The 9868-nt window shown below is 72.6% G+C and carries 10 protein-coding genes; 5 read left to right on the top strand and 5 right to left on the bottom strand.

Annotated elements, in window-relative coordinates; translation table 11 throughout:
- The 3 genes from ACFV9Q_RS04240 to ACFV9Q_RS04230 form a co-directional block, all read left to right on the top strand.
- Window positions 1–325, top strand: a 325-nt coding sequence (locus tag ACFV9Q_RS04240; protein WP_377233303.1) for an acetylxylan esterase, incomplete at its 5' end; no start/stop codon positions are given.
- A 13-nt stretch (window positions 326–338) separates the two neighbouring features.
- Entirely contained in the window at window positions 339–1697 is a 1359-nt protein-coding gene (locus ACFV9Q_RS04235; RefSeq protein ID WP_377233302.1) for an ABC transporter substrate-binding protein, read from the top strand.
- 78 nt (window positions 1698–1775) lie between these two features.
- The gene (locus ACFV9Q_RS04230; protein WP_377233301.1) at window positions 1776–2957 is read left to right on the top strand and encodes an ROK family protein; all 1182 of its coding nucleotides are present in this window, start codon (window positions 1776–1778) and stop codon (window positions 2955–2957) included.
- Between the two features lie 24 nt (window positions 2958–2981).
- Here the strand turns inward: ACFV9Q_RS04230 and ACFV9Q_RS04225 are convergent, their stop codons facing one another.
- Window positions 2982–3365, bottom strand: coding sequence for a VOC family protein (locus ACFV9Q_RS04225; RefSeq protein WP_377233300.1), 384 nt, complete (start codon window positions 3363–3365; stop codon window positions 2982–2984).
- Window positions 3366–3651: 286 nt separating this feature from the next.
- Between ACFV9Q_RS04225 and ACFV9Q_RS04220 the strand changes: the two genes are divergently transcribed.
- Window positions 3652–5118: a DUF222 domain-containing protein gene (locus tag ACFV9Q_RS04220; protein WP_377233299.1), complete on the top strand. Its 1467-nt coding sequence runs from the start codon at window positions 3652–3654 to the stop codon at window positions 5116–5118.
- On the opposite strand, the gene ACFV9Q_RS04215 is transcribed toward ACFV9Q_RS04220, so the two are convergent.
- The 4 genes from ACFV9Q_RS04215 to ACFV9Q_RS04200 all read right to left on the bottom strand — a co-directional run bounded on the left by ACFV9Q_RS04215 (window position 5086) and on the right by ACFV9Q_RS04200 (window position 9153).
- On the bottom strand, window positions 5086–6312 hold the full coding sequence (locus ACFV9Q_RS04215) for an MFS transporter (protein ID WP_377233298.1): 1227 nt from the start codon (window positions 6310–6312) through the stop codon (window positions 5086–5088). The genes ACFV9Q_RS04220 and ACFV9Q_RS04215 overlap by 33 nt on opposite strands.
- Window positions 6309–7241 (bottom strand): LLM class flavin-dependent oxidoreductase, encoded by a 933-nt coding sequence (locus tag ACFV9Q_RS04210; protein WP_377233297.1) that lies wholly within the window; start codon window positions 7239–7241, stop codon window positions 6309–6311. The genes ACFV9Q_RS04215 and ACFV9Q_RS04210 overlap by 4 nt, the downstream gene beginning before the upstream one ends.
- A 77-nt stretch (window positions 7242–7318) precedes the next feature.
- Window positions 7319–8458, bottom strand: coding sequence for a sensor histidine kinase (locus ACFV9Q_RS04205; protein WP_377233296.1), 1140 nt, complete (start codon window positions 8456–8458; stop codon window positions 7319–7321).
- Complete coding sequence (locus ACFV9Q_RS04200; protein ID WP_377230338.1) at window positions 8455–9153, bottom strand: response regulator transcription factor; 699 nt, start codon at window positions 9151–9153, stop codon at window positions 8455–8457. The genes ACFV9Q_RS04205 and ACFV9Q_RS04200 overlap by 4 nt, the downstream gene beginning before the upstream one ends.
- A gap of 148 nt (window positions 9154–9301) precedes the next feature.
- Between ACFV9Q_RS04200 and ACFV9Q_RS04195 the strand changes: the two genes are divergently transcribed.
- Complete coding sequence (locus ACFV9Q_RS04195; protein WP_377233295.1) at window positions 9302–9772, top strand: DM13 domain-containing protein; 471 nt, start codon at window positions 9302–9304, stop codon at window positions 9770–9772.
- The last annotated feature ends 96 nt before the right edge of the window (window positions 9773–9868 follow it).

Raw genomic sequence — 9868 nt, 5'->3', positions numbered from 1 at the left:
GCTGACCGACTGTCGAGAAAGGGACGGGACACGCAACGATTTCACCCCCCCCACCCTCCGTGATGGGGAGGTGTCCACCTTCCCCCCCCCCCCCCCCACGCCCGCCTGGTTCTCCTGCGGGCTCGACGACGACATCACTCCCCCCGAAACCGTGTTCGCCGCGCACAACGAGTACGCGGCGCAGCACGACATCACCGTCTGGCCGGCCAACGGCCATGACGCCGGCGGCAGTCTCGACCGGCTGGGCGCGCTCGACGTGCTCGGCCGCCTGCTCGGGACGACCGCCGGCCCTGTCAACCCGAACCGAACCCACCCGGTCCCTTGATCGAAGAGGAATCATGAAACCGAAGCACATGCTGAGCATCGTCGCTGCAGCCGCTGTCACCGTCTCGCTGGCCGCCTGCGCGGGCGGCTCGGCCGGCGGAGCGGCCGAGGAGGGCGCCCACGCGGGCACCGTCAACTGGTGGACCTGGGACGAGAAGCAGGCGGAGTCGTACAAGACCTGCCTGCCCGCGTTCCAGGAGAAGTACCCCGACATCACGGTCAACATCACCCAGTACGCGGTGGACGACTACTTCACCAAGCTCACCGCGGGCTTCGTCGCGGGCAACGCCCCCGACACGTTCCAGAACAGCGTGGAGTTCCTCGACTCGTACGCCAAGCAGGGTCAGCTCGAGCCGCTCGACGACTACATCGCCGCGTCGGACTACGACCTGGGCGTGTTCAACGTGGGCGTCCCCGCGTTCACTTACACGGACGACAAGCAGTACGCCCTGCCGCTCGACTGGGCCGGCTCGGCGTTCTACTACAACAAGGACATGCTCAAGGACGCGGGCCTCACCGAGGACGACGTCCAGAACATGACCTGGAACCCCGAGGACGGGGGCACCTTCGACAAGGTGGTCGCGCACCTCACCGTCGACGAGAACGGCAAGCGCGGCGACGAGAAGGGCTTCGACAAGGACAAGGTCGCGGTCTACGGCATCGGGGCGCTCGGCACTGCCGACTACCTGGGGCAGACCACCTGGTACCAGTTCGCCGCCGCGTCCGACTGGACGATGCGCGAGCCGGCCGCCTGGCCGACGTCCTACGCGTTCGACGACCCGGCGTTCACCGACACCATGGACTACCTGCGCGGCCTGTCCGACCGGGGCCTCGCCCCGGAGTTCGGCCAGTTCACCGTCGGTGACACCGAGCAGCTCGGCTCGGGCTCGGTCGCGATGATCTCCGGCGGCTCGTGGTCGGCGACGACGTTCGCCAAGCTGCCCGACATGTCGGTCGGCATCGCGCCGAACGTGCTCGGCCCGGACGGCGAGACCCGCGTGGTGATGAGCAACTCCAACGGCAACATGCTCTGGTCGGGCAGCAAGGTCAAGCAGGCGGCCTGGGACTGGATGTCGTTCATGGGCACGGCCGAGTGCCAGGAGAGCGCCGCGCTGACGTCGGGCTCGTTCTTCCCGTCCATCCCGTCGGCCATGGACGCGCTCGCCGCCGACCAGCTCGACAAGGGCATCGACCTGAGCGTCTTCGTGAACTACGCGAAGAACGAGGAGCTCGAGCCGTCGCTGGCCTACACCAACGGCGCCGAGCTCAAGTCGGAGCTGCAGCCGCTGTTCGAGGCGTACTACAGCCACCAGCGCGACGACGACGTCTGGCAGGAGGCCGCGGACAAGGCCCACGAGATCCTTTCCAAGTAGTGCCGGCCGGCCTGGGTGCGGCGCCTCGCGCGCCGCGCCCAGGCTCGTGCCGCACCCAGGCCGAGGACGAGGTTTCCCATGAGTGCCACGCCGCCCCCGACGCCGCCGCGCCGCCCCAAGCTGCGCACGACGACGTCGGCGGAGATCTTCACGCGCATCATCACGCACGGCCCGGTGAGCAGGATCGAGATCGGCCGGCTGACCGGCCTGTCGCAAGCGAAGGTGACCAAGACGGTCAGCCCGCTGATCCGCGACGGGTTCGTGACGGTCGGCGAGCACGCCGAGAGCTCGTCGCCTGGCCGCCCCGTCTACCCGCTGAGCGTGGTGCCCCGCTCCATGCTGGCCATCGGCGTCAAGGTCAACGCCGACGAGATCGTGGCCGTCGCGGTGAGCATCGGCAACGAGGTGCTCACCTCCACCCGGCGCGCGCTCGACCGGCACGACCCCGAAACGGTGGTGCGCGAGATCGTCCGCTGCGCACGCCGGCTGATCGACAAGCTCGGCGACAGCGCCGACCGGCTCGTCGGCCTCGGCGTCTCGGTGTCGGGCGACATCGACACCGGCTCCGGCGTCGTCCGCCACTCCCCCCTGCTGGGGTGGGCCAACGTGCCCCTGGGCGAGCAGGTCGCGCGGCAGACCGACCTGCCCGTGATCGTCGACAACGACGTGCGCGCGCTCGCCCGCTCCGAGCAGTGGTTCGGGCTCGGCGTGGAGGCGGAGAGCTTCGCCATCGTCACGATCGGCGCCGGCATCGGCTGCGGCATCTACGTCAACGGCGACGTCGTGGTCGGGGCGCACGGCGTCGTCGGCGAGATCGGCCACCTGCCCCTGGCCTCCCCCGACGCCGTGTGCGTGTGCGGCCGCCGGGGCTGCGTCGAGGCGGTGGCCTCCTCGGGCGCCATCCGCGACGCCGTGCGGGCGGGCCACGGCGACGCCACGCTCACGCTCGCGGACGCCGTGGACCTCGCGCACGCGGGCGACCGCACCGCCGTCGACGCCTTCGACCGCGCGGGCACCGCCATCGGCGCGGCCCTCGCGGTCACCGCCAACCTGGTGGACCCGGAGGTGGTGGTCATCGCGGGCGAGGGCGTCATGGAGTACGACCTGTACGAGCGGCGGATCCGCGAGGAGTTCGCGGCGCACGCGTTCGGCGCGGCGGCGAACTGCCGCCTGGTGGTGCGACGGCACACGTTCATCGACTGGGCGTGTGGCGCGGCGGTCGCGGCGTTCCGGGACGCGCTGCTGCCCACTGCTGCCTAGGCGGGTGCGTGCCCTCGGGCGCCGCTACTCGGGGAAGACGCAGAACTCGTTGCCCTCGGGATCGGCCAGGACCACCCAGTCCTCGTGCCGGCCCACCTCGGACGCGCCCGCTGCGACCAGGCGCGCCACCTCGGCGTCCCGGTCAGGGGCGCGGACGTCGAGGTGCACGCGGTTCTTGACCGTCCTGGGCTCGGGAACGGCGTTGAAGAACAACCGCGGCGCGCCGGCCGGCCCCTCGACCAGCACGGACGGGTCGTCCTCCGGGTCGTGGACCCCGAGGGTGCGGAGCCGCGCGAGCTCCTCGTCGTCGTAGGGGGCCACCTCGTAGCCGTCGAGGACAAGGGCCCAGAACCGGGCCAGGGATGCGAGGTGGCGGCAGTCGAACACCACGTCGTGAAGTCTTGCCATGGGCTCCACGGTAGGTCCTGGACCGGTACTGCCCAGCACGACGAGCAGCCGGTTCTGCTGTCGGCAGATCGGGTTCGCTCGGCGAGCGGTGCGAACGGGCGTGCCATATGTTGATGGCATGACGCGAACGGGTGATGTGCTGACGGCGGCGGGCAGACAGCCTGCTCGCTCGGTGCTGCCCGGTGGCGCTCCGCTGCTCGGTAGTGCCGGGGAGTCCGGAGCGCCCGCGCTCGAAAGAGGCGTCTCTGTGGCGCGCATCCGGGCGGTGCGAGAGTTGCTGGCGGGCATGATCTTGCCCGGTGCCCCTGACATCGGATCTGGTGCTCTTGCCTCGAGTGCCGCCCAGGCCGAGTGGGTGGACCTGCTCGGCGAGCTGGAGGCGGTCAAGAACGCGATCACCGCGACCCAGGCCCGGCTCGCTGTCGCGCTGGACGAGGCAACCCGTGCCGACGAAGCCCAGCAGAGCATCCGGGCCGAGCGCCGTGGGCGCGGTGTGCCCAACCAGGTCGGTGCCGCACTTCGGATCAGCCCGCACGCAGGGGCCGGGTTCGTGTCCACGTCCCGGGTCTGGGCCACCCAGATGCCCAACACCTTCGCAGCATTGCAGACCGGCGTGCTCTCACCATGGCGGGCCACGCTCCTGGTCCGGGAGACCTCCCACCTGTCGCTGGAGCACCGTGCGCTGATCGACGAGGAGATCTGCGGACCGGCGGGTTTGGCGGAACTGGCCCGGATGGGTACTCGCCGACTCGTGGCCCGCATCAAGGAGCTGGCCGCCCGGCTGGACGTGCACGCCTGCGTGAAGCGCAACGCGAAAGCCGTGTCGGAACGGCGGGTCTCGATCCGTCCGGCACCCGACCTGATGGTCTACCTGACCGCCCTGGTCCCCATGGCACAGGGCGTCCAGGCCTACGCGCAGCTCAAGACCCACGCCGAGGCCGCGAAGGCGGGCGGGGACGAGCGCGGGACCGGGCAGATCATGGCCGACACCCTCATCGAACGCGTCACCGTCCGCGAGCCCGGGCATGCCGGCGATGTGCCCGTCACGATCAACCTCCTCGTCTCCGACGAGACCCTCCTGGCCGGCGGTGGCCAGCCGGCCGTGATGGTCGAGGGAGCCCCGGCCGGCGCGGGCGTCATCCCGGCTCCCGTGGCCCGAAACCTGGCAGCGCACGCGATCGACACCGACACCGCCTGGCTACGCAGCATCTACGTCAACCCGCACGGCCGACTGCTGGCCACGACCTCGACATCTCGGTTCCACCCCCAGGGACTGGCGGCGTTGTTGCGAGCGCGTGAGCAGGGCATCTGCGCCACCACCTGGTGCGACGCCCCGATCCGGCACACCGACCACGTCATCCCGCACTCGGAGGGTGGCTCGACCAGCCTCGACAACGGCCAGGGCCTGTGCGCCCGGTGCAATCACGCGAAGCAGGCACCGGGCTGGCAGCAGAAGGCCACCCAGCTCGACGGCCGCCACGCCGTCGAGACGGTCACCCCAACGGGGCACACGTATGTCTCGGTCGCGCCGACACCACCGACACCGGCGTGGACCCCGGCCGTCGGCGTGGCCGGGCCCGCTCCCGGCCGTATTCCACGCAGCCGCTATCAGATCGGCTGCTACACCACCCCCACCCACGGCGCGATCGCCTACCGACCGAGCCCACCAACCCGCCAACAACGCCCAGCCCACGGACCACCTGGTCGAGCCCGCGCCCGGTCACCTCGGTTCGACCTCTCCTGGACCCACTAGGACGGGCGGGGTGACCGCGCGAGCGAAGCATGCCGAGACCGCGACGAGCACCATGACCAGCAGGATCGCGAGCCGCAGGGTCAGGTGCTCGCCGACGAAACCGAGCAGGGGCGGCCCCACCAGGAACGCGGTGTAGCCCGCGGTGGCGACGGCGCTGACGCGGCGCGCGGCGTTCAGCGGGTCGTCGCCGGCCGCCGAGAGCGCCACCGGGAAGCCGAGCGAGGCGCCGATCCCCCAGAGCAGCACGCCCACCGCACCCAGCACCGCCGTCGGCGCGAACGACACGAGGCCGATTCCGACGATCGCGAGCCCGGCGCTGACCACCATGACGGGCGCCCGGCCGAACCGGTCGAGGAAGAAGCCGCCGCTGAACCGCCCGATCGCCATGGACAGGCCGAAGAACGCGTAGACCAGCGACGCCGTGGCGGCGGACAGGTCGAAGCCGTCGACCATGATCAGCGGCAGCCAGTCGTTCGCCGACCCCTCGGCCAGCGCCATGCCCAGCACGATCACGCCGATCGCGAGGGTGCGCCGCTCCCGCCACACCGCGAGGAAGGCGCCGACGGTCTCACCGAGCGGGCGACGGCGCTGCCCCGCGGCGGCCTCCTCGCGGCCGACGGCGGGAGCCAGGTTGGCCACCAGCGCCGCCGAGGCCACCGCCGTCAGCGCGGACACCGCCACCAGGTGCGTGAGCACCGGAAGGCCCGCGGCGCTCGCGCCCAGGCCGACGAGCCCGCCCACGCAGACGCCGAGGCTGTAGCTGCCGTGCAGGCTCGGCACGACGGTGCGCCGCAGCGCCCGCTCGACGTCGACCCCCTCGACGTTCTGGCCGATCTCCCCCGACCCCATGCCGTACCCGAACGACGCGAGTCCCACGGCCACGAGCCAGCCCTGCGCGGTCGCGGTGCCGAGCGCCACCACGGCGACGCCGGTCACGATCGCGGCCATGCCCCACAGCACGACGAACCGGGCGCCGCGCCGGGCCACCAGCGTGCCGGCCACCGCGATGCCCACCATGGAGCCCGCGGACAGCCCCGCGATGATGAGCCCCATCTCGGCCGTGGTCGAGCCGGTCGCGTCGCGGATGGCTGGCGTGCGGGAGACCCAGGTCGCCATGGACACGCCGGTCATGAAGAAGGACACGAACAGCGCGGCCCGCCGGCGCTGGGCCGACGGCGTCAGGTGCGCGCTCACAGCACCCGGGCCAGCGCGTCGAGCGCCGCCAGCGGGTCGGGCCCGGCGGGGATGAAAACGCTGGAGGTCACGCCGGCGCGCCCGAGCTCGTCGATCCGCGCCCGTACCTGGGCGGGCGTGCCCGCCAGCGCGAGGCGGGCGACCCACTCGTCGGGCAGGCGCTCGACGAACTCCGCGCGCGAGGCGGACGACGCGCGCAGGGCCGCGAACTCCTCGGCGAACGGGAGCGGCGCCACGTGCGGCGCCCAGTCCGGCTCGCCGATCCACTCCAGGCCGGGGCGGGCGGTCCGCAGCGCGGCGGCCGCGTCGTCGTCGACGGCGCCGATGTTGTACGCGACCAGCCGGTGCTCGCCCCGCGGCGCGATGGCGCCCAGCGCCGCCGCCGCGTACTGCGGCGCGACCGGCTCGGCGAGCACGGTCCCGTCGGCCACCCTGCCGGACGCCGCCAGCGACCGCGGTCCGCGCACGCCCAGCAGCAGGGGCGGCACGGCGTCGGGCACCGCCGAGGGGTCGAGCCGCAGCTCGCCGGCCACCGCCCCGCCGCCCAGCAGGGTCCGGAGCGTGGTCACGTACTCCGCGAGGAAGGTGAGGGGCCGCTCGGGCCAGGCCCCGGCCTGGCGCATCCAGCCCGGCATCCCGTGCCCGACGCCGACGTCGGTACGGCCGGGGTGGAGCTGCTCCAGCGTGGCGATCTCCATCGCAGCGAAGGCGGGGTTGCGCACCGCGGCCGGGAGGATCCCGATGCCGACGCGGATCCGCTCGGTCGCGCCCAGCACGGCGGCGGCCTGCACCAGCCCTCCGCGGAAGCCCAGGTCCTCCACGACCCAGAGCTCGTCGAAGCCGAGCCGCTCCGCTGCGCGCGCGTACGGGAGCACCTGGGCGGCGGGCAGGTCGCGCGGGAGCACGACACCGATCTGGGGAGACGTCATGGCGCACGTTCTATCAGATCGATTCGAGGCGTGCCGAACCGCCCACGCCGGACGGCGCCAGACGGCGCCGCGCGGTCTCAGCCAGCCGGAGCCGGCAGCGCGACGTCGAGCCGGAAACCCTGCGGCACGTGCGCGGCGCGCACGTCCCCGCCGTGCGCCTCGACGATGCCGCGGACGATGGCCAGCCCGAGCCCCGCGCCCGGCGACCCGGCGGCTCCGGCGTCGGCCGTGCGGGCGGCGCTCGCCCGCCAGCCGATCTCGAACATCCGCGTGAGGTCCTCGCCGTCGACGCCGCCGCCCTGGTCGAGCACGGAGAGCACCAGCCGGTCGCCGGCCTGGTCGGCGGAGACCAGGATCTCGGACCCCTCCGGGGCGTGGCGGATGCTGTTGGTCAGCAGGTTCACCACCACGCGGGTCAGCTCGTGCGGGTCGGCGCGCACCGTCCGGCCGGCGACCCCCGCGTGCTCGACACGGATCTGCTTCGCGACGGCGAGCTGGTGCACGTCGGCCACGGCGTCGGACACGACGTCCAGCAGCGCGACGTCCTCCCGGCGGAGCCGCAGCGCGCCGCTCTGGATCTGCGAGAGCTCGAACAGGTCGTCGACCAGCCGATTCATCGTGGCGACCTGCACCCGGATGCGCCGCACGTAGTCGGCCGGGTCCGCGACGGCGCCGTCGTCCAGGGCCTCAGCGAGTGCGCTGACCCCGGTGAGCGGGGTGCGCAGGTCGTGCGAGATCCAGGCGAAGAACTGGCGGCGGGCGGCGTCGAGCTGCTCGATCTCGGCGCGGGCCGCGGCGAGCCGCTCCGACGCCACGGCGAGCTGCGCGGAGAGGTCGGCGAGCTCCCGGCCCGCGTACGCCTCCGGGCCGACGACGGCGCCGCGGCCCACCCGCTCCACCGCCTCCCCCAGGTGGGCGAACGACCGGCTCACGGCGCGGGCCGTGAGCAGGGTCGCGGTGAGGCTCAGCACCGCGGACAGGCCGACCACCCACAGGAGCACCTGCAGGTCGTGCAGCGAGAGGTACATCAGGGCCGCGATCGCGAGGGTCGAGCAGACGATGGACGCGATCGCCGCGACCACCAGGACCACGAACGGGGCGGTGACCGAGCGCTGCCGGCGGCGGCGCAGCACCAGGAGCGCGAGCAGCGTGATCGCCGCCGTGCACACCGCGGCGGTGGCGAGGATGAGCAGCAGGTCGACCAGGGTGAGCATCATGCGGCGGCCCCGACCGTGAACCGGTAGCCCCGGCCCCACTCGGTGAGCAGGTAGCGCGGGTAGCGCGGCTCGGGCTCGATCTTCTCGCGCAGCCGGCGCACGTGGACGGTCACCGTGGACTCCTCGCCGAAGCTCCACCCCCACACCTCGCGCAGGAGGTCGTCCCGCGTCAGGGTGCGGTCCGGGTTCTGCAGCAGGAAGAGGAACAGCTCGTACTCCCGGGACGTGAGGGTCATCTCGACGTCGGCCGCCCAGATGCGGCGGTGCGCGGGGTCGACGCGGAACGGCCCCAGCGTGAACGGCGACGGCGCCACGTGCAGCCCGCGGCTGCGCCGGACCAGGGCATCGATCCGGAGCTGAAGCTCCCGCAGCGCGAACGGCTTGACCACGTAGTCGTCGGCGCCGTGCTCCAGCCCGTCGATGCGCTGCTCGACGGCGTCCAGGGCGGTGAGCATGATGATCGGTGTGCGCGGCGCGGCCGCGCGCACCTCGCGGCACAGCTCGTCGCCGCTGACGCCCGGCAGCATCCGGTCCAGGACCAGCACGTCCGGCCGCGCCGTGCGGAGCGCGTCCCGGGCCACCAGCCCGTCGCTCAGCGCCGTGACCGCGTACCCGCGGCCGCCCAGGTAGTCGGCGACCACGGCCAGGACGGTCTCGTCGTCCTCGACGACCATGACCTCGACGCGCGCTCCCATGTCCGGCAGCGTAACCGCGAGCGCCCCGGTCGAGTTGTTACGCCTCTGCAAGACTCCCGCGTCCCGGAGCCCGCCCTGCCTAGGTTCGACGACGTCGGCGGCGCCCGCCGCCGACGGCTTGGACGAACCCGACAGAGAGGCACTTCTCATGCGCACGACAGCACTCGCCGGCGCGGCGGTCCTGACCGCCACCCTGATGCTCACGGCCTGCGGCACCTCCGGCGCCGGGTCGGACGACGCGATGTCCGACCAGACCATGTCGTCCCAGGAGCAGTCCGACGACATGTCCGACGACATGACCGACGACATGGGCATGGCCGCCCGCACCGGAACCTTCGAGGGCCTCAACGACAAGGCCGTCGCGGGCACGGCCGAGGTGAGCGACACGGAGCTGGTCCTGTCGGGCTACTCCTCCGACGAGGGCCCCGACCTGCACGTGTATCTCACGAACGGCACGGACGAGGCCGCGGTCGCCGCGGGCACCGAGATCGACGTGGTCGCGTTCGACGAGGCGTCCCAGACCTTCGCCCTGGACGGCGTGGAGGTGGCGGACTACGACACCGTCGTCATCCACTGCGACAAGGCCAAGGCGGTCTTCGGCGCCGCGCCCCTGGCATGAGCCCGGCTGCCCTGTCCCGGGGGGGCGGCTGGGTGGGAAAAGCGAAGAGGGGGGGATTACCTGCGCTTCTTCTTTTAGAACCCGGAAACCCACACC

The organism is Promicromonospora sp. NPDC059942 (genome assembly GCF_042731755.1).
GTDB lineage: Bacteria > Actinomycetota > Actinomycetes > Actinomycetales > Cellulomonadaceae > Promicromonospora.
This window is presented reverse-complemented; position numbering and strand designations above follow the sequence as displayed.

Bases quoted from the DNA above. Each gene is read 5' to 3' on its own strand.
- ACFV9Q_RS04235 (WP_377233302.1), top strand. From the start codon at position 339: ATGAAACCGAAGCACATGCTGAGCATCGTCGCTGCAGCCGCTGTCACC.
- ACFV9Q_RS04230 (WP_377233301.1), top strand. From the start codon at position 1,776: ATGAGTGCCACGCCGCCCCCGACGCCGCCGCGCCGCCCCAAGCTGCGC.
- ACFV9Q_RS04225 (WP_377233300.1), bottom strand. From the start codon at position 3,365: ATGGCAAGACTTCACGACGTGGTGTTCGACTGCCGCCACCTCGCATCC.
- ACFV9Q_RS04220 (WP_377233299.1), top strand. From the start codon at position 3,652: ATGATCTTGCCCGGTGCCCCTGACATCGGATCTGGTGCTCTTGCCTCG.
- ACFV9Q_RS04210 (WP_377233297.1), bottom strand. From the start codon at position 7,241: ATGACGTCTCCCCAGATCGGTGTCGTGCTCCCGCGCGACCTGCCCGCC.
- ACFV9Q_RS04205 (WP_377233296.1), bottom strand. From the start codon at position 8,458: ATGATGCTCACCCTGGTCGACCTGCTGCTCATCCTCGCCACCGCCGCG.
- ACFV9Q_RS04200 (WP_377230338.1), bottom strand. From the start codon at position 9,153: ATGGGAGCGCGCGTCGAGGTCATGGTCGTCGAGGACGACGAGACCGTC.
- ACFV9Q_RS04195 (WP_377233295.1), top strand. From the start codon at position 9,302: ATGCGCACGACAGCACTCGCCGGCGCGGCGGTCCTGACCGCCACCCTG.